The organism is Micromonospora sp. NPDC049101 (genome assembly GCF_040648675.1).
In the GTDB taxonomy this organism is placed as follows: Bacteria; Actinomycetota; Actinomycetes; order Mycobacteriales; family Micromonosporaceae; genus Micromonospora.
The window spans coordinates 490,470-508,663 of sequence record NZ_JBEZED010000001.1 but is presented as its reverse complement, the minus strand read 5'-3'; the positions used below and the strand labels follow the sequence as shown (position 1 = coordinate 508,663).

The window sequence follows — 18,194 nt, the reverse complement described above, 5'->3', positions numbered from 1 at the left end:
ACCACCCATGCGCGGCAAACTGCTCGTCGGAGTGGCACTCAGCGTCACGGTCGGCGCCGGCTGCACCCCATCGGTCGACCGGGTCGCCGGTGACGCGGGGCCCGCCGGCTCTGCCGCGGGCAGCGCGAGCCCGTCGGTATCGAGCGCCCCGACGACCGCCAGCTCCGGCCCGGGTACGCCGACCGCCGGCAGCGCCACCCCGGCTGCTCCGGTCTCCCGCACCTCCGGGACCGGTACCCAGCCGAGCGAGATCCGGCAGACCGACTGGCCCAACGCGGTGATCCGCAAGCTGGGCTTCTGCGAGTCCGACGACAGTGTGGTGTTCCGCAACGGGTCGAACGGGTTCGACGTGCCGTGCCGGATCCTGCCGGGTGGCGCGCAGCCGGTGTACGGCGAGTTCATCGTCGAGGAGCCGGCGAACGCGCCGTCGACCGAGGACGCGCTGGTCCTCGTCGAACTGGGCAACCCGAACGCCGCGCGACGGCAGGCCCTCGTGCCCGTGCAGCTCTCCGACAACGGCCGGGGCCGCTACGCCTGGCCGGTCATCCGGGGAGACCAGCCGGGTTCCGGAGTTGACCAGGTCATGACGTTCGTCTCGTACCGGTTGGTGGGCCAGAACGTGGAGGCCACCGTCCGTACGCTCGGCGGCGGCACCGAGACCCGCCGGTGGCGCAAGGCCGACGGCAGCGGCAACTGGGAACGGTACTAACCGCTACGACGCGGGCGTGCTGCCCCGCACGCGCAGCGTGCGGAGGATCTCGTCGGTGCGATCCGCGCCCCCGCTCTGTCTGACCTGGACGTAGACGTCGAGGGTGCTGTTGGCCGCGGTCAGGATGGTCTCGCTGAAGGACGTCGTGGTTCTGGCGCATCGCGTCCAGCGCCGGACGCTCCCGCTGAGGCTGCCGACCGTGATCGTGCGGTCGGCAGCGCGGATGCACCGGTTGTGGCCGGTCAGGGTGGGCGGGACCGTCGCAGTGGTGCGGGTCCGGCTCACCCCGACGAACACGCCGGGCGTGGGACTGTTCGCGGTGGACCACGCGGTGAGGTCGGGCCCGACGACCAGGCCCGGGTCGTGTGCGCCGGGCAGGCCGATCACGCCCGGTTTCCAGCCGCCGTCGCGCAGTTGCCGGGCCCAGTCGTCGGGCACGGCGACCGAGACGGTGCCGGTCACGTCACGCACCCGTGTCCAGCCCGGTGGCGTGGCGGAGGCGGCGGACGAACCGGCCAGGACCAGCGTCGTGGCCGCCGCGCCGACGGTGGTGAGGGCCCGGCGGGCGCGCTGCGGCGACCGCCGGGCCGGAGCCGTTTGCGCGGTGAGCAGATCCTCCAACGCGCGGGCGTACGCGGCCGCGCTCGGCCAGCGGCGGGCCGGATCGCGCTGCAGGGCCCGACGGACGACACGCTCGACGGCCGCGGGCACCCGGGCCGCTGTCTCCGCCGCCTGCCCCGGCGGCAGCCCGGTCACCATGTGGTGGGTGAGGGCGCCGATCGCGTAGACGTCGGCACGCGCGTCCAGCGCGCCGCCCGGGACGAGCTGCTCGGGTGCCATGTAGCCGGGTGTACCGGCGACCAGCGTGAACCCGGAGGCGTGCGCGAGTGCCTTGGCCAGCCCCAGGTCGGCGACGAGCACCCGGCCGCCGGCGGCCGGGGTGTCGAAGAGGACGTTGGAGGGCTTGAGGTCGCGGTGCAGCACGCCCTTGTCGTGCAGGACGGCCACCGCCCTGGCGATGTCGGCGGCGATCCGCAGCGCCTCGGGCACCGGCAGCGGACCGTCGGCCAGCCGCTCGGCGAGCGTGCCGCCACCGGCGTACGTCATCACCAGGTACGGCCGGCCGTCGGGCAACTCGCCGATGTCCAGCACGCGGACCAGGTGGTCGGAGTCGACCTGCCGCATGAACCGGGCCTCCTGGCGGAACCGCGCCCGGATGTCGGCCCGCTGCGACCAGTTCTCGGCGAGCACCTTCACCGCCACCGGGGCCTGCAACTCGTCGTCGTACGCCAGCCACACGGTGGCGAACGCACCGGCACCGACGGGTCGTGCGACGCGGTACCGGCCGACCTGTGGCGGGATGGACACGGCCGTATTATCCGGCAGCCGCAGCCGCGGTGTCGCACCGGGAGCGGGGGAGCGCCGACATTGGACGGGTCGTCGATCGAGGAACTGGCGCGCCGGGCAGCGGCCGGTGACAGCGCCGCACTTGAGGAGTTGCTGGCGGCGATCGGTCCGCGGGTGCTGGAGCAGTGCGGGCGGTTCCTGCCCTGCCGGCAGGACGCCGAGGAGGCGGCGCAGGACGCGTTGGTGCAGGTGGCCAGGCACATCGAGCGATTCGAGGGTCGGTCGCTCTTCACGACCTGGTTGCACACGGTGGTCGCCAACTGCGCGCGGCAGACCTACCGGGCGCTGCGGCGACGGGCGGCCGAGCGGCCGAGCGCACTGCTGCCCGTCGAGGTGGCCGATCCCCGCACGACGAGCGTCATCGCCGGGTCGCGTCTCGACCTGCTCGACGCGTTGGACAGGTTGGAGGCCCACCGGCCGGAGTTGGTGACGGCACTCGTGCTGCGCGACCTGTGTCAGCTCGACTACCAGGAGATCGCCGGGCAACTGGGCATTCCGGTCGGCACGCTGAAGTCCCGGATCCACCACGCCCGCAGACACGTCCGGGAGTCGTTGCAGGGCGGGGAGTAGAACGGCGGCCCTTTTCGGAAATGGCCTCGATCTGGGATTTTGTCGCTGATCGAGTGACATCGTTTGACATGCGCCGGCGGCCCATCTTGGATGGTCGATGGTCACAGTCCGACCGGGTCGGTCCGGTCGACGCCCCGATCCTGGAGGACGGATGTCAGCCATCGCGCGGTCCCACCCACGTCACTCACGATGGCGACTGCTGCCGGCGGCGATGGCAGCGGCGACGCTGCTGACCGTCGCGGTCGGCGTACCGGCATCGGCCGCGGCCACCTCGACGGTGGTCAGCGCCGCGTCGGGCCGCTGCCTGGACGTCGTCGGCAACGTCCGGACCGCCGGTGCCGGCATCAACATCTACGACTGCAACGGTCAGGCCAACCAGGCCTGGACCCTCACCTCGGCCGGCGAGCTGCGGGTCTACGACGAGACGATGTGCCTGGACGTGGTCGGTCAGGACACCACCGCGCCGGCCACGTTGCAGATCAACACCTGCACTGGTGGCGCCAACCAGCGCTGGCGGATCAACACCACCGGGACCATCGTCGGCGTCCAGTCCGGTCTGTGCCTGGACGTCAACGGCGGCGCCACCGCCAACAGCACCCTGGTTGGTCTCTGGACCTGCAACGGCCAGGCCAACCAGCGCTGGACGACGGCGCTGGGCAGCAGTGACAGCCAGCCGCCCACGGCTCCGAGCGGCGCGCGGGTCAGCGGTCTGACGTGCAACTCCGTGACCTTCGCGTGGAACGCCTCGACGGACAACGTCGCGGTCGCCTTCTACGACATCTACCACGATGGCCAGTTGATGACGTCGGTGAGCGGCTCGACGCTGTCCACAAGCCTCACGGTGGTCGCCGGGGCGACCTGGGGCCTGTACGTCAACGCCCGGGACGCCGCCGGCAACGTGTCCCAGGCGAGCAGCACCGTGTCGATCACGCCCCCGCAGTGTCAGGCCGACACCCAGGCGCCGACCGCGCCGCAACAGCTCACCGGCACCGCGTCGGGCACCACGGTGACCCTGCGCTGGACCGCGTCGACCGACAACATCGGCGTCCGGGCGTACGACATCTTCCGTGGCGGGGTGAAGGTCGGCACGGTCACCGGCGCTCCGCCGGCGACCACCTTCACCGACAGCGGGCTGGCGGCGAGCACCGCGTACCAGTACTACGTGGTGGCCCGGGACGCGCAGGACAACGTCTCGTCACGCAGCGCCACCGCGACGGTGACCACCGGCGCGGGCTGCGGCACCCCGGTGTGCGCGGTGCGCCAGGTCACCACCGACACCGACATCCCGTGGGGGCTGGCGACGTTGCCGGACGGCAGCGTCCTCTACAACCGCCGCGACGCGCACGACATCATCCAGCTCAACCCCAGCACGGGGGCCAAGACCAACCTGGGCACCGTCCCCAACGTGCAGAGCACCGACGGTGAGGGTGGCCTGCTCGGGCTCGCCATCTCGGCCAACTTCACCAGTGACCGCTGGCTGTACATCATGCACACCTCGCCCAGCGACAACCGGATCGTGCGGATCAAGTTGGAGAACGGTCGCCTCAACACCTCCAGCGAGCAGGTGCTGATCAGCGGCATCCGGCGCAACAAGTACCACGACGGCGGCCGGCTGCGGTTCGGCCCGGACGGCAAGCTGTACGCCAGCACGGGCGACGCGCAGAACGGCAACTACGCGCAGGACCGGTCGGCCCTCGAAGGCAAGATCCTGCGCCTCAACGCCGACGGCACCGTCCCCTCGGACAACCCGTTCGGCAACTACGTGTGGAGCTACGGCCACCGCAACCCGCAGGGGCTGGCGTTCGACTCGCAGGGCCGGCTGTGGGAGCAGGAGTTCGGCAACTCGATCATGGATGAGACCAACCTGATCACGAAGGGCGGCAACTACGGCTGGCCGGCGTGTGAGGGCACCAGCGGCACCTGCGGCACCGCCGGGTTCATCGCGCCGGCGCGCACCTATCCGACCGCGGACGGGTCCTGCTCCGGCATCGCGATCGTGCGGGACGCGCTCTACGTGGCGTGTGCGCGGGGTGCCCGCATGTACCGCGCGGTGATCAGCGGCAGCAGTCTGACGAACGTCCAGACGTACTTCAACGGCACCTACGGCCGGTTGCGGACGGTGGAGCCGGCCCCCGACGGCGGCCTGTGGCTGACCACCACCACCGTCGGTGACAAGGACAGCACCCCGAACAACAGCAACGAGAAGATCCTGCACGTCACGCTGGGCAACTGACAGCCGCGGTCCGGGCGGCTCAGCGCCTCGTCAGGATGACGAGTTGCTGGGTCGCCCGGGTCATCGCGACGTAGCGGTCCACCGCCCCCTCGATGCCCGTGCCGAACGCCTCCGGGTCGATGAGGACGACCAGGTCGAACTCGAGCCCCTTGGCCTGCTCCGGGCTCAGCGATCGGACGCGGGGCGTCGGCGGGAACGCCGGGTCGCCGATCACGCAGGCGGTCCCGTCGGTGTGCTCGGCGAGCCAGGCGTCGAGGGTCGCGCCCAACTCGGCGGCCGATCCGTGCACGACGGGGAGCCCGGTGCCGCGGACGGAGGTCGGCACGTTGGCGTCCGGGAGCACCGCCCGGATGACCGGCTCGGCCTCCGCCATGACCTCCTCCGGGGTCCGGTAGTTGATGCTCAGCGAGGCCAGGGTGATCCGGTCGAGCCCGATCCGTTCCAGGCGTTCCTGCCACGACTCGGTGAACCCGTGTCGGGCCTGAGCACGGTCCCCGACGATGGTGAAACTGCGCGACGGGCACCGGGCCAGCAACATCTGCCACTCGGCGTCGGTCAGCTCCTGGGCCTCGTCCACCACGATGTGCGCGAACGGGCCGGCGAGCAGGTCCGGGTCGGCGGCGGGCACCGCGGAGTCGTCGACCAGGGCGTCGCGCAGGTCCGGCTGGCGCAGCATCGTCAGCAGGCCCTCGCCGTCGTCGTAGGCGTCGGCCGCGAGCAGTTCGTCGAGAACTCTGGCCCGGTGCTCGCGTTCCACTGCGGCGGCGGGGTCGTGCCGTCGCGGCCGCTCCGAGACGTCGCCGAGGCGCTGCCGGGCCGCGTCCAACAGCGGCAGGTCGGACACGGTCCAGGCCCGGGCGTCGTCGCGGTGCAGCGTCCGGACCTCCGCCGGGCTGAGCCAGGGCGCGCAGGTGCGCAGGTACGCGGGCACCGACCACAGGTCTCCCACCAGGTCGGCCGGGTCGAGCAACGGCCAGGCGCGGTTGAACGCGGTGCGCAGCTCCCGGTTGCGCAGCAGCGATCGCCGCAGTGCGTCGTCCGGCTCGTCGCCGTCGTACCTGTCGACGAGGATCGTGAGCAACTCCGCCCAGATCTCGTCGCGTGCCTCGTTGTGTGGGGTGCCCGGCCCCGGTGCCTGGAACGCGTCGGCCCAGTCGTCGGCGCCCAGCCAGATGTCGCCCTCGTCGGTCGTGATCGTCATCGGCTTGACCGGTGGGTCCTCGTAGAACCGGACCGCCGCGTCGATGGCTCGGACCAGGTCCGCGGAGGACTTCAGCCGGGCCACGTCCGGGTCTTTCTCGACGGTCGCCGCGGCCCCCTCTCCGACGAGGTCCCGCAGGGTGCAGGTCTGCACGTCCTCCTCGCCGAGGCTGGGCAGCACGTCGGCGACGTAGGCCAGGTAGGGCTGGTGCGGCCCGACGAAGAGCACCCCGCCCCGGCGCTGACCCAGCCGAGGATCGGAGTAGAGCAGGTAGGCGGTGCGGTGCAGCGCGACGACTGTCTTTCCGGTGCCCGGGCCACCGTCGACGACGAGCGCGCCGGCCGACCCCGCGCGGATGATGGCGTCCTGGTCGGCCTGGATCGTGCCGAGCACGTCCCGCATCCGGCTCGACCGTGCGCTGCCCAGGCTGGCGACGAACGCGGACTGGTCGTCGAGCGCGACGGCGTGCCCCACGAACCCGTCCGGGGTGAAGACCTCGTCCCAGTAGTCGCTGATCCGGCCGCGCGTCCACCGGTACCGGCGGCGGCTCGCCAGGCCCATCGGGTTGGCGTGGGTCGCGCCGAAGAAGGGCTCGGCGGCGGGAGAACGCCAGTCGAGCAGCAGCCGCCGGCCCGCACTGTCGATGAGGCCGCGACGTCCCACGTACACCGGCTCGGGGTCGTCGGTGCCGACCACGTGGCCGAGGCACAGGTCCAGGCCGTAGCGACTCAGCGCCCGCAGGCGGCCGGTCAGCCGGCGGATCTCCTCGTCCCGGTCCATCGCCTGCCGGCCCTTGCCGCCGGGCGCCAGGCGCTCGGCGGCCAGGCGCTCGGACAGTTCGGCGTTCAGGTGGTCGAGGCTCGCCGCCATCGTCGCGAAGTGCTGCTCGTCGCGGGCGATGAGCGCCGGGTCGGCCTTGGGGGCGAGAGGACCGGGAAGATCGAACACGGAGGGAGGCAGGGAATTCACAATGCGGACTTCCATTTCGGCAGAATCTGGTCTCGGCCGACGATTTTGCGGCACGAACCGGGTCTTGCCGCAAGCCCCCCAGTGCGCTATATGTTAGAAGTGGCAGGGGGCCGGGTGCCCCCGTTTTCCGAGCTCAGGGCGCGTCGACGACCTCCCGACCGAGTGGCCAGAGCGCCGCCGGCACGAGCTTGAAGTTGGCGATGCCAAACGGGATCCCGATGATCGTCACGCAGAGGGCGACCCCGGCGAGGATGTGCGACAGCGCCAGCCACCAGCCCGCCAGCACCAGCCAGAGGATGTTCGCCAATCCGGAGGCGACGCCCGCGCCGGGTTTCGGCACCAGGGTGCGGCCGAAGGGCCACAGCGAGTAGACGGCGAGGCGCAGCGACGCGACGCCGAACGGGATGGTGACGACCAGGACGAAGCAGACCAGGGCGGCGAGGCCGTACCCGACCGCCAGCACGATGCCACCGCCGAAGACGAGCCACAGCACGTTCAGTACGAAACGAATCACCATCTCAGCATGAGCGATGTTCGCCACCCGAACCCGCGGGTGCTGTCGCCGACGTGGGGGGCCACGCCGAAGGTGAGTGCTTGTTACACTCCGCCATTGATGATCATGGGCGGTGTGGCGCGGCGCGCCGACGGCCACCGAGGCTGGCGGTGATTCTGGTGAACGACGGGTTCGCGGTCGACGCGGACGAGATCCGTGCCCACGCGCGCAACATCGAGGCGCTGGCGGGGCGTTTCGCGGCGGTGCGGGCGGCCAGCGCCCACATCACCCAGGACGACTCGGCGTACGGGTTGCTGTGCGGGTGGATCTCCGGAGTCCTGGCGGACAAACACGCGCGGCAGGACGAGTTGTTCGCCGCCGTCGAGGAGAATCTGACGCTTGCCGCCTCGGGCCTGCGCCAGACCGCAGACGGCTACGACACTGTCGACGGCGACAACGCCGCGCTGATGAGCGACGTGGAAAGCCAGTTGACCCGATGACCGACCTGTCACTTGTCGCCGACGTCACCTCCACGCGGGAGGTCTGGACGGGCGCCTCCCTGGCCGACAGCGTCGAGGGTCTGGTCGACGCGATCAGGAGTGAGGGCTGGGTCGACGATCTGCTCGCGGGTGCCGCGTTCGGGCTCGACGCGGCGGTGACGGTGCTGGATCCGTTCAGCGCGCTGCTCGCCAACGGCCTGGGCTGGGCGATGGAATACTTCGAGCCGCTGCGGGAGATGCTCGACCAGCTCACCGGCATGCCCGACGTGGTCGCCGCGCACGCCGCCACCTGGAACAACATGGCCGCCGAGCTGCACAGCATGGCCAACGACCTGCGGGCGCACCTCGACGCCGACCTGCCGGAGTGGTACGGGCAGGCCGCGCTGGCCTACCGCGGCCTGATGGACCACAACGTCGAGGCCCTCGGCGGGCTCGGTGCGGTCTCCGCCGCGATGGCCGCGGCCACCGAGGGTGCCGGCAACCTGGTGGCCTTCACCCGCGACATCGTGCGCGACCTCATCGCCGACCTGGTGGCACGCGTGATCGTCTGGGCGGTCGAGGCCATCTTCGTCGTCACGATCCCGGTCATCGCCGCACAGATCACGGCCGCCGTCGTCAAGTGGGCCGGGCGCATCCTCATGTACGTCGGCGCGTTGATCACCAGCCTGACCAACCTCACCCGCATCCTGAACGGATAAGGCGTCCATGGCGAAGCCCGGAAAACCCGGCGGCGGCAGCGGCGGCACGGGTGGCGGTGGCGGCGCCGGCAAACCCCCGAAGAGCTACGGCGGCATCAACGCCGGCAAGGGCATCGCCAGTGCCCAGCAGGCCACCGGCCAGGCGGCCCAGCAGGGCCATCCACCCGGGGCCGGCCAGGGGCCCGGCAGCACCAGGCCGGCGAGGCCGACCCCACCTCCCGCGCCGACCACGCCGCCGACGGCAGGCGGCATCCACCACAGCGACGCGTCGCGGAAGCACATCATCGAGGGCGACGGTGGTCGGCAGGGCGGCCACCTCGCGGGCACCGGCTTCTCCAACAAGACGGAGTTCCCGAAGAGCTGGGACGAGGCCAAGATCCTCGACGCCGCGCACCAGGTGACGCAGCAGGGGCCACCGAACAAGGGGCCATACCCGACCAAGGACGCGGACGGCAACCCGGCGTGGGCCTACGACTACGTCGGCGTCGTCGACGGGGTGCAGGTCAAGACGACGGTGCTCGCCGACGGCGAGATCCGCACCGCCTTCCCGCCGGACCGGACCAACCCCGGCGTCATCAGCAACCCGCCGGCGCCGAACCCCGCCCCGCAGGGAATCCCGATGGGCAACCCGCCCCGTTACAGTAATCCGGACGTCGGCGGCGACGGCAGTTGGACCTGGGAAGGCCCGAAGGGCAACAAGATCATTAGAGTGGTCCAGGACGACCAGGGCACCGTCACGCGGACCGAGCTCGGCGACTACAAGAAGAAATGAACACCATGGATACGCAGACGTACGCGACGGTCGCCGAGGTGTGCCGCAGGCTCGTGGGCCGGCTTCCCGACGACGTCCTCGGCACCGTGCGGGAGCAGTACGCCGCGGGTGAGTTCGACCTGGCCGACGCCACCCTCCTGCTCAGCCTCGCGTACTACGGCGTCGGGATCACCAGCGCGGAACTGGCCCTCCTGCGCGTCTTCGTCGGCGAGCCCGACGGCCCCGACCTGGCCGACGTGCCGGTCATCGCGGAGGTGCCGCCACTGGCGTACCGGTTCAGCCCCGACGGCCCCCCGGACGCGCCCAACCCGGCTCCGGCCGACACCCTCCTGGCCGCCGACGCCCCCCGCCGCCACGGACGCAGCCTGCACCGCGCCTGGCGGACACCACTGGCCGGCGCACCGGACGCGGCGGCCTGGACGTACCTGCTGCGGGTGACCGACGGAGCGGACGAGCTCTCGACGTACTCGGGCGTCATGTCGACGCTCTGGGTCTCGCTGCAGCAGAAGTGGCCGGTGGAGGTCATCGCCGGCGACTCGCCGCGGACGCCGTACCAGGAGGCCGCGTTGGCCGCCGCCCAGGTGATCTGGCGCGCCTGAGGGCGAGGCCCGGCGACCTCGACCGGGGGTCGGCTCGGTGGAAAACCTGAGACGGAAGTCGGGGGCCGGGCGAGGGATCTTCCCGGAGCCGGCCGGGGCTTCGCGGACCAGATGATGGTCGGCATGAAACGCGCTGCGCTGTACGTCCTCGCCGGACCTGTCGGGATCGCCGCCTACGGCCTGGTACGCCTGTGGGCACGAGCCGACAACGTGTACGGCCCGGGGCTCGACTGGCAGGCCGCGCACCTGGTCGCTCTCGCCGGCATGGTGTGCTTCGTCCCGGGTGTGCTCGCGCTGTCGGGCCTCCTGCCCCGCAGCCCCTGGCGCACCGGCGTGGTGACCCTCACGATGGTGGGCCTCGCCGCGACGATGGTCCAGTTCGGCGCCGACATCGTGGAGGGTCTCCTGGCCGCGGACCGGGCGGAGATGTCGGCGCTCGGCGCGGACTTCAAGGACATCCCCGGCGTCGAGATCGCCTTCTACGACGTCGTACCCCAGTTCTTCTTCCTCGGCCTGGTCGTCCTGGCGGGCATGCTCGCCGCGAGACGGCGGCTGCCGTGGTGGAGCGTGCCGCTGCTGGTCGTCGGCATCGTCCTGCCGGTGCTCACCCTCGACCTGCTTCCCGTCGCCGGCCTGGCGATGCTGGCGGCACTCGCGCCGGCGCTGCCGGCCCTGCGGGAACGGCAGGTCGTGACCGCGACGGTGGACCGCATCCCGTCGCGCCCCTGAGGACGATTCGGATAGTACGTGATCCGACAGTAACTTTCGATGCGGCCATATAGCGTCTGAGCTGGGCAAACGTTCCGAATGGACCGAGCGGGACGCCCTTTCTCGATGCCACTGCCGGGCATTCCCCGTACCTCGCGCAAGGAAGGCCTTCCCATGCATCGCATGATTCATCGACTGCTGCTCCTGACCGGCACGGCCGTCGTCATCGGAATGCTGACGACCTCCACGGGCGCGGCGGCCCGGCCGGGCAGCATCCCGCCGGCGCGTACCTCATCCCCGGCTCTGGCGTCGTTGGACGCCGGCTCCTGCACCATCCTGTGGGACCTGCTCAACGCCGGCGGCCGCAACGGTCGGCTGGCGGTCGGTCTGACCGAGGACCAGCAACTCCTGAAGTTCGCCGCCAACCGGCCGGGGTTGGCCTGCGTGATCGGCACGGTGGACCTGCCCGGCACCGAGAACCTCGTGGGCATCGACTACCGGGTCCAGGACGGCCGGCTCTACGGCGTCGGTAACAGCGGCGGCATCTTCACCCTGTCCACCAGCACCGCCGTCGCCACGAAGGTCAGCCAGCTGACCATCCCCCTCAGTGGGTCGTTCTTCGGCGTCGACTTCAACCCGGCCGCCGATCGTCTGCGCATCATCAGCGACACGGGCCAGAATCTGCGGCACAACGTCAACGTCGGCGGCGTCACCCTCGCCGACGGCACCCTCACCTACCCGCCTGCGGTCACCGCCGCTCCCGGGCTGACCGCAGCGGCCTACACGAACGTCGACCTCGATCCGAGCACCGCGACCACGTTGTTCGACGTCGACACCAACCTCGACCAGGTCGCGCTGCAGTCCCCGGCCAACGCTGGCCAACTCGTCGCCACCGGCAGCCTGGGCGTGGCCGCCAACCCACGGGCCGGCTTCGACATCCACAGCACCCTGCGCGACGGGCGAGCGGTGAGCAACAACGCCTACGCCGTCCTCAACGGCGGCTTCCCCAGCCAGGTGTACCAGATCGACCCGCTCACCGGCACGGCTCAGCTGACCGGTGGCTTCGCCGTGAAGTACCTGGTCATCGACCTCGCGCTGCGCCTCAACCAGCAGTAACTCTCCGGTGTCCGGCAGGGGTGGCCCATCTTCGGGTGGGCCGCCCCTGCCCGTCCACCGACTGTCAGTTCGACAGGCCGGTGCAGGCGGCTCCGTCGATGGTGCACGCCTCGGGGGTGGCACCGGCGGGCGAGCCGTTGACCCGGAACGTCACCCGGACCGACGCGCTGCCCGGCACCTGGCCCGCCGTGCCGTCCGGCACGAACGTCCACACCGCACCGTCGCGGGTGGCCCGTGCGCCCTGCACCGCGCTGACGCGCAGCGACTCCCGGGGCAGGGTGACCACCAACGTCCACTGCGGCGTCGGTGCCGACCCGGGGTTGCTGATCGTCACCGCCGCGCCAAAACTGAGCAGCGCGTTGTCCTCGATGGCGAAGTCGGCGACCAGGGCGGCCGACGTGGCCGTCGCGGTCGAACCGGTCGGCGCGGGCCTGGTCGACGCCCCGACGGTCGGTGGGACCGCGGTGGCCGAGGCGGCTGGCGGGGGAGCGGGCACCGCCGCGCTGGTGGCCGCCGGTCGCGCCTGCGCCCGGGGCGTGCCGGCCGGGGGCGTGCCCACCTGGTCCACCGACAGTGGCGGGTCGAGCGTCACAGGTGTCAGCTTCTGCGGCGTACGCAGCACCCCGGCGACGAGGACGGCCGTCACGACCAGCACCCCGAGCGCCGCGATCACGGCCAGCCAGGTGGCCCGCGAGGCGTCGTCCCGACCGGTGAGCACCCGCCGGGCAGCCGTGGCGAGGGCCACCAGCCGGTCCAGCAGGATGATCGCCACGGTACGGCGTGGCTGGGGTGGTGTTGCCGGCACTGCCTGTCTCTCCTTCATTTCGTCGCCGGATGCCCGCCCGCGACCCGTCCCGGTCGCGCGGGGCAGCCGAGCGGTCACAGGTCGCGGAGCCCGACGAGTATCGCCTCGAGCAGATCCTCGGTCGGCAGCTCCGACAACATCGGCGGGTCGTGCGTCTCGATCAGCCCGGCCGCGAGCAGGTCGCCGAGCAGCACCCGGACGGTCCCCAGTGGGAGGTCCAACTCGGCGCCGACCTCCGCGACCGACACCGGATGGTGACACAGCTCGATGATCCGCGCCTGTTCGGGGAAGAGCGGTGTGGACGGCGTGCCGGCCCGCCGGGCGACGACAAGTGAGATCAGGTCGAACTGACCGTGCGCGGGCGAGGTCCGCCCGCCGGTCATCGTGTACGGCCGGGCGACCGGGCCCGCGTCGTCGTCGTACCACGCCTCGTCAGCGGTGCCGGTGCTGTGCACCAGTGTCCCCGATCGTCGCCGAGGAGGCCGGCCCCAGTGTGATCGGCAGGTGCCGCTCGGCCTGCCCCACGAAGAGCGCCACCTCGTACGCCATGTCGCCGACCATGACGTCGTCACCGGCGATCCGCACGGTGAGGATGGTCCCGTTCGGGATGGTGGCGACGAACAGGAACGTCCGCGCCATCTGCACCACGACCTGACGCAGAGCGCCCGCGTCGCAGGTGCGGGTGGCGGCCAGCCCCAACGCGATCAGACCGGCGACCACGCCGGAGATCTGCTCGGCCAGCTTGCCCTCCACCCGTCGGGAGCCGCCGAGCGCCAGCCCGTCCGGGGAGAGCACGACGGCGAACTCCGCGCCGGGCACTCGGTCGACCAGGCGGTCCAGGGCACCGGTCAGGCCGTCGTCGGTGACCACTGCAGGGGTCATGGGTGTCTCCTCGCTGCTCTGGCGACCGGCATCTCGACAGTGTCGAGGCTGGCCCTGCCGTGTTCGGGGCCGGTGGGCCCGCTCTGGCGGACCCGCGTCGGCAGCGCGCCGTCGCCGTTGGGCTCGGGCGGGCCGGTGCCGTTGTGCGCCGGCGGGTACGGGGTGGCGGGTGGCGCGGTGGACGTGCGCCGGACGGTGTCGCCGACCGTGACAAGTCGGGCCGGCAGGAGCACGATCGCCGCCGTCCCACCGCGCCGGCTGGGACGCAGTGAGACGTGCGCCCCACAACGCTCGGCCAGCACGGCGACGGTGTACAGGCCGGTGGGGCCCGCGGGTGGGGTGGCCGGCGGGTCGCCGAGCAGGTGGTTGGCGTCGGCCAGTGCGGTGACGTCCAGGCCGGGCCCGTCGTCGACGACCAGGACGGCGCACCCCTGCGGTCGGTGCTCGCCGCTGACCCGGACGGTGCTGTCCGCCGGCGAGAAGGCGAGGGCGTTCTCGATCAGCTCCGCCAGCAGGTGGACGACGTCCGTGACGGCCGGGCCCGCCAGCGACCACGGCCAGTGCGGCGCGATCAGGACCCGGTGGTAGTCCGGCACCTCGGCGACGGCACCGCGGGCGACGTCGAGCAGCGGCACCGAGCGCCGCCAGCGGCGCGCGGGCGTCGCGCCGGCCAGGGCGATCAGCTTCTCCACGTTGCGGCGGACCCGGGTGGTCAGGTGGTCGAGTTGGAACAGCTCGGTGCTCTCCTCGGCGGACCGCTCCCGGCGCTGCATCCCGTCCAGCAGGTTGAGCTGGTCGCGCAGCAGGACCTGGTTGCGTCGGGTGACCCGCAGGAACAGCTCCCGGTCGGGGCCGGTGGGCGGTGCCACGACCTCCGGGGGCGGGGCCGGCGGGTGCACGACCGGCCGGGTCAGCTCGTCGGCCAGCCGTCGGACGGTGCGCACCCAGCTCGACAGGAGCACGAGCACGACGATGAGGCCCAACCCCACCACCGCGCCGGTACGCGCGACGAGCACCGCGGCACCCGGCGTGGCCCGCTCGACGCTGCTGCGGGCGGTGCTCGTCACCAGTGCCTGCAGTGCGCCGAGGGCGGTGTCCGCGGCGGCCCGCCAGCCCGGGATGGTGATCCCGGCCAGGGCGTTGGCGGTGTCCGCCCGCACCAGCCGGTCCTCCAGGGCGATCAGCCCCGCGAACTCGGGGCCGGTGGCGATCCGCTGGTGCGCACCGGGGCCGTCGGCGGGCAGCCCGGCCGCCGCCTCGGCGCGCGCGAACCGCTGGTTGTCGACGAGCGCGGTCAGTCGGCGTCGATCATCGACACCGAGCCGCCCCGCCGTCAGGGCCGCGCTGACCAGGGTGTCCTCCCGCGCCAGCAACTCCCGGGCGCGGGCCAGCGCGATCACCGCACGGGTGTCGGCGGCCAGCGCGCTCTCGTACGCGCCCCACTCCGGGCCGTACACCCGGAAGGCGACGTCGATGACCTGGTCGTACCCGTCGATGGCCGCGGCCTGGTCGAGTTGCCCGGCGTCCAGCTGGGACCGGATCGTGCTCAGGCCGTCGAGCCGGCGGACCAACTCGTCGGCCCGGTCGCGCACCTCGCCCGCGCTGAGCAGCCGGATGTCGTGGCCCTCGGTGAACTCGCGGAGCTCGGCGGCGGCCCGGTTGGTGCCCGCGCGCGCCCCGCCCAGCGGGGTCGGCGTCGACCCGGCCCCGGCGATCGTCTCGGCACTGGCCCGGCGCTCGGTCTGCAGGCTGAGGATCAGCCGGTCGACGGGCTGGCCCAGCGTGTCCGCCAGAGCCCGCACGCGCAGCAGGTCGATGGCGTCCTGGCTGGTCAGGTAGGCCGTGTACGACCAGAGCGTGACAAGCACGGCGGCCAGTACGACAAGCCTGGTCCGCAGCAGCCGGACCTCGTCCCGCGTCACGCCCCGCTCCGCTCGGTGCGGGAACGTCCGCCGCGTGGGCCCCTCATCGCGTCGTCCGCTGCGGCCACGGTTGCCCGGCCGTGTCGCTGGCCCGGTCGGCGACGAGGGTGCGCAGCAGGGCCAGCAACTCGGCGCGGTTGGCGCAGTTCAGCCGGTTGCGCATCCGCGCGACGTGGTGCTCCACGGTCTTGGCCGAGATGAAGAGTCGGTCGCCGATCTCGCGGTAGGTCAGCCCGGCCAGGACCAGCTCGGCGACCTCGTACTCCCGGTCGCTGAGCCCCTGCTGGGTGGGTCCGGCGACCCGTGCGGCGCTCTCGGTGCTCGTCGGTGTCTGCTCCCCGTGGCCGCCGGGTGGTCGCCCCTGCAACGCCCGGGCGCACTCCAGCAGGCTGGTCATGGCCCGTCGGTCCGCGGTGCGGATGGCGGCCTGGCCGGCGAGTCGAGCACCGTCCCAGCACAGCCCGGTGTCGTGCAGCGCGCGGGCGGCGGCCTCCACCCGGGCCGGGTCGACGACGCCCCGGAGCACCTCCACCCAGCACTCGGCGGCGGCGGCGACCACTGCGGCGTACCGGCTGTGGTCGGCCGCGGCCAGCAGAGCCGCCACGTGGTCGTCGGCGACGGCCGGCGCGCCGGTGAGGATCGCGGCGTGCAGGCCGCTCCAGTGCAGCGGCACACTCCACAGTGGTGGGTTGTCGAGGCGGCCGAGCAGGGCCCGTGCCTCCCTCAGGTACGGTTCGAGTCGGGCCAGGTCACCGAGGCGCGCGCCGGCGATGGCCAGCTCACCCAGCGGCAGGAGCGTGAACAGGTCGACGGGGTGCCGGACCACCGCCTCCAGCGCCTGCCCCCAGCCACGCTTGAGTGCCCCGATGTCGCTGTTGCGGCGGCCCACACCCATCCGGATCGCGGCGGCGAAGAGCAGGTCGCGTGACTCCAACTGCCGCCCGTCGAGCGTCACCGCGGCGAGGTGCTCGGTCGCGGCCCGCGTCTCGCCCCGCACCATCAGGATCCAGGCCTGCAACAGCCGGTGCCGGCGAGCCAGCAGCGGGCCACCGACACCGGCACCCAGGGCCCGGTGCAGCACCTGCTCGGCGATCTCCAGCTCACCGCAGTGCACCGCCGTCAGCGCGGCGAGCGCCGCCGGGCTGTCCGGTAGCAGGGCCGCCCGGCCGTCCGGTTCGAGGAGTGCGGCGGCCTGCACGAGGGTGGAGAGGGCGACGGTCGGCGGGCCGCTCACGCTCTCGCGTACCCCGTCGGCCATCAGTCGGGCGGCGCTGGCGTGCAGGGTCGGCGGTTCGCCCGCCGGGTCGCTGGCCGGCGAACCGGCGGCGGCGTCCGGGTTTCCGGTGGCGAGCCCGCCGACGATGGCGAAGGCCAGCGCCGAGGCGGTGCCCGACCACCGGTACAGCTCCACGCTGCGGCCGATGTGACCACGGTGCGCCAGGGCGGTCGCGGCCACCACTGCCGCCTCGGAGCGGTCGGGCGGGGCGGCGGTGGCCAGCAGTCGGTCCGCCAGCCGCAGGGCGTCGTCGAGGTTGCCGGCGAGCGCGGCGGCGAGCGCCTGTCGGGCGCTGGCCGGCTGCCCGGCGGCGGTGGCGGCGGCGAACAGCTCGGCGGCGAACGCCGGCTCGTCGGCCAGGGCCTCACCCGCCGCGGCGGCCAGTGTCGGGGCCGGGCAGTCGCCGAGCGCGCCGACCGCGAGCAGGGAACGGACCAGCGGCAGCACCGCGCCGCCCCGCGCGAGCTGCAACTCGGTGAGCCGGCGCCAGACCGCGCTCCGGTCGGTGGTGGGGCTGAGGGTCGTGACGGCCCGTCGGACGATCGGCGTGAGCCGGCCGTCGGCGCCGAGCAGCCCGGCCGCCCGGGTCGTCGCGATCACCTCGTCCACTGCCGCCGGGTCCCCGCCCAGGAGCGCGGTGAGCATGCTCGCCGGCAGCGCCCCGCCGGCCGCGACGGCGAGCAGCAGCCGCCGGACGGCGGTGGGCTGCACGTCCAGGTCCGGACCGAACTCCGCGAGGACGGACCGGGGCGGGTGGACCACCGTGCCGGTCTGGGGCTCCGCGCCGGCCAGGCCGCGGACCAGCCGTTCGACGTCCCGGGGGACGCCGGCGGTCTGCGTGTGGACGAAGTCGACCAGGTCGTCGCGGCGGCCCAACTCCGGCGCGGCGGCGAGGTAGCTGGCGGTCTGCTCCCGGGTGAACGGCGTGAGGAGCACGGCCTGCCCGTCCCGTCGGAGGGCGTCGACAAGCTCGCTGAGCGCCGCCGACCGGGGCCACGGGCGATGGGCGACCACCAGGCGGTGCCGGTGGGTGGCGAGCAGACCCAGGAGCACCTCGACCCGTGCGTCGTCGAGCTGGTGCGCGTCGTCGACGAGCACCAGCGCGTCCGGGTCGACAGGCGCGCCGGGCTCCGGGGCGCCCGTGTGGACGGTGCTCCCGGCCCGCTTGTGGATCCGCGCCAGCTCGGCGAGCAGCGCGGTCTTTCCGTGACCGCCGGGGCCGGCGATGCCGACGGCCAGTGGGCCGGTCGGGTCCTGCGTGACCCTGTCCAGCAGGGCCTGTGGCCCCTTGTCCAGGGTCAGCCCAGGTGCGGCGATGTCGTTCATGATCATTG

The 18,194-nt window shown here is 72.7% G+C and carries 17 protein-coding genes; 9 read left to right on the top strand and 8 right to left on the bottom strand.

Annotated features, from left to right (window positions below; genetic code table 11):
* Positions 1 to 7: 7 nt before the first annotated feature.
* On the top strand, positions 8 to 709 hold the full coding sequence (locus AB0B57_RS02320; RefSeq protein WP_357064321.1) for a hypothetical protein: 702 nt from the start codon (positions 8 to 10) through the stop codon (positions 707 to 709).
* Positions 710 to 712: 3 nt separating this feature from the next.
* On the opposite strand, the gene AB0B57_RS02315 is transcribed toward AB0B57_RS02320, so the two are convergent.
* Positions 713 to 2,077: a serine/threonine-protein kinase gene (locus AB0B57_RS02315; protein ID WP_357064318.1), complete on the bottom strand. Its 1,365-nt coding sequence runs from the start codon at positions 2,075 to 2,077 to the stop codon at positions 713 to 715.
* A 60-nt stretch (positions 2,078 to 2,137) separates the two neighbouring features.
* On the opposite strand from AB0B57_RS02315, the gene AB0B57_RS02310 reads away from it, so the two are divergent.
* A complete protein-coding gene (locus tag AB0B57_RS02310; protein WP_357064315.1) occupies positions 2,138 to 2,686 on the top strand; it encodes an RNA polymerase sigma factor in 549 nt (182 codons plus the stop codon).
* Positions 2,687 to 2,837: 151 nt separating this feature from the next.
* Positions 2,838 to 4,919, top strand: a complete 2,082-nt coding sequence (locus tag AB0B57_RS02305) for a PQQ-dependent sugar dehydrogenase (RefSeq protein WP_357064313.1) — start codon at positions 2,838 to 2,840, stop codon at positions 4,917 to 4,919.
* 19 nt (positions 4,920 to 4,938) lie between these two features.
* Here AB0B57_RS02305 and helR read toward each other — a convergent pair whose 3' ends face one another.
* Together helR and AB0B57_RS02295 are read right to left on the bottom strand one after the other, a co-directional pair.
* The gene (gene helR, locus AB0B57_RS02300; RefSeq protein ID WP_357064311.1) at positions 4,939 to 7,104 is read right to left on the bottom strand and encodes an RNA polymerase recycling motor ATPase HelR; all 2,166 of its coding nucleotides are present in this window, start codon (positions 7,102 to 7,104) and stop codon (positions 4,939 to 4,941) included.
* A gap of 118 nt (positions 7,105 to 7,222) precedes the next feature.
* Positions 7,223 to 7,603, bottom strand: coding sequence for a YccF domain-containing protein (locus tag AB0B57_RS02295; protein WP_357064309.1), 381 nt, complete (start codon positions 7,601 to 7,603; stop codon positions 7,223 to 7,225).
* A 158-nt stretch (positions 7,604 to 7,761) separates the two neighbouring features.
* On the opposite strand from AB0B57_RS02295, the gene AB0B57_RS02290 reads away from it, so the two are divergent.
* From AB0B57_RS02290 to AB0B57_RS02265, 6 genes are all read left to right on the top strand, one after another.
* Entirely contained in the window at positions 7,762 to 8,082 is a 321-nt protein-coding gene (locus AB0B57_RS02290; protein ID WP_357064306.1) for a type VII secretion target, read from the top strand.
* Positions 8,079 to 8,780, top strand: coding sequence for a hypothetical protein (locus AB0B57_RS02285; RefSeq protein WP_357064304.1), 702 nt, complete (start codon positions 8,079 to 8,081; stop codon positions 8,778 to 8,780). The genes AB0B57_RS02290 and AB0B57_RS02285 overlap by 4 nt, the downstream gene beginning before the upstream one ends.
* 7 nt (positions 8,781 to 8,787) lie before the next feature.
* Positions 8,788 to 9,552, top strand: coding sequence for an EndoU domain-containing protein (locus AB0B57_RS02280; protein ID WP_357064301.1), 765 nt, complete (start codon positions 8,788 to 8,790; stop codon positions 9,550 to 9,552).
* 5 nt (positions 9,553 to 9,557) lie between these two features.
* Positions 9,558 to 10,151, top strand: a complete 594-nt coding sequence (locus tag AB0B57_RS02275; RefSeq protein WP_357064298.1) for a hypothetical protein — start codon at positions 9,558 to 9,560, stop codon at positions 10,149 to 10,151.
* A gap of 123 nt (positions 10,152 to 10,274) precedes the next feature.
* On the top strand, positions 10,275 to 10,880 hold the full coding sequence (locus tag AB0B57_RS02270) for a hypothetical protein (protein WP_357064296.1): 606 nt from the start codon (positions 10,275 to 10,277) through the stop codon (positions 10,878 to 10,880).
* Positions 10,881 to 11,042: 162 nt separating this feature from the next.
* Positions 11,043 to 11,975, top strand: a complete 933-nt coding sequence (locus tag AB0B57_RS02265; protein ID WP_357064293.1) for a DUF4394 domain-containing protein — start codon at positions 11,043 to 11,045, stop codon at positions 11,973 to 11,975.
* Between the two features lie 64 nt (positions 11,976 to 12,039).
* Here AB0B57_RS02265 and AB0B57_RS02260 read toward each other — a convergent pair whose 3' ends face one another.
* The 5 genes from AB0B57_RS02260 to AB0B57_RS02240 all read right to left on the bottom strand — a co-directional run bounded on the left by AB0B57_RS02260 (position 12,040) and on the right by AB0B57_RS02240 (position 18,192).
* Positions 12,040 to 12,780, bottom strand: coding sequence for a cellulose binding domain-containing protein (locus tag AB0B57_RS02260; protein ID WP_357064290.1), 741 nt, complete (start codon positions 12,778 to 12,780; stop codon positions 12,040 to 12,042).
* 74 nt (positions 12,781 to 12,854) lie between these two features.
* Positions 12,855 to 13,235, bottom strand: coding sequence for a DUF742 domain-containing protein (locus tag AB0B57_RS02255; protein WP_357064287.1), 381 nt, complete (start codon positions 13,233 to 13,235; stop codon positions 12,855 to 12,857).
* The gene (locus AB0B57_RS02250) at positions 13,213 to 13,662 is read right to left on the bottom strand and encodes a roadblock/LC7 domain-containing protein (RefSeq protein WP_357064285.1); all 450 of its coding nucleotides are present in this window, start codon (positions 13,660 to 13,662) and stop codon (positions 13,213 to 13,215) included. Before AB0B57_RS02250 ends, AB0B57_RS02255 begins: the two co-directional genes overlap by 23 nt.
* On the bottom strand, positions 13,659 to 15,584 hold the full coding sequence (locus tag AB0B57_RS02245) for a nitrate- and nitrite sensing domain-containing protein (protein WP_357064282.1): 1,926 nt from the start codon (positions 15,582 to 15,584) through the stop codon (positions 13,659 to 13,661). Before AB0B57_RS02245 ends, AB0B57_RS02250 begins: the two co-directional genes overlap by 4 nt.
* Positions 15,585 to 15,627: 43 nt before the next feature.
* Positions 15,628 to 18,192 (bottom strand): LuxR C-terminal-related transcriptional regulator, encoded by a 2,565-nt coding sequence (locus tag AB0B57_RS02240; RefSeq protein WP_357064279.1) that lies wholly within the window; start codon positions 18,190 to 18,192, stop codon positions 15,628 to 15,630.
* Between the last annotated feature and the right edge of the window lie 2 nt (positions 18,193 to 18,194).

Bases quoted from the DNA above. Each gene is read 5' to 3' on its own strand.
- AB0B57_RS02285 (WP_357064304.1), top strand. From the start codon at position 8,079: ATGACCGACCTGTCACTTGTCGCCGACGTCACCTCCACGCGGGAGGTC.
- helR (WP_357064311.1), bottom strand. From the start codon at position 7,104: ATGGAAGTCCGCATTGTGAATTCCCTGCCTCCCTCCGTGTTCGATCTT.
- AB0B57_RS02275 (WP_357064298.1), top strand. From the start codon at position 9,558: ATGGATACGCAGACGTACGCGACGGTCGCCGAGGTGTGCCGCAGGCTC.
- AB0B57_RS02280 (WP_357064301.1), top strand. From the start codon at position 8,788: ATGGCGAAGCCCGGAAAACCCGGCGGCGGCAGCGGCGGCACGGGTGGC.
- AB0B57_RS02320 (WP_357064321.1), top strand. From the start codon at position 8: ATGCGCGGCAAACTGCTCGTCGGAGTGGCACTCAGCGTCACGGTCGGC.
- AB0B57_RS02270 (WP_357064296.1), top strand. From the start codon at position 10,275: ATGAAACGCGCTGCGCTGTACGTCCTCGCCGGACCTGTCGGGATCGCC.
- AB0B57_RS02240 (WP_357064279.1), bottom strand. From the start codon at position 18,192: ATGATCATGAACGACATCGCCGCACCTGGGCTGACCCTGGACAAGGGG.
- AB0B57_RS02265 (WP_357064293.1), top strand. From the start codon at position 11,043: ATGATTCATCGACTGCTGCTCCTGACCGGCACGGCCGTCGTCATCGGA.
- AB0B57_RS02250 (WP_357064285.1), bottom strand. From the start codon at position 13,662: ATGACCCCTGCAGTGGTCACCGACGACGGCCTGACCGGTGCCCTGGAC.
- AB0B57_RS02305 (WP_357064313.1), top strand. From the start codon at position 2,838: ATGTCAGCCATCGCGCGGTCCCACCCACGTCACTCACGATGGCGACTG.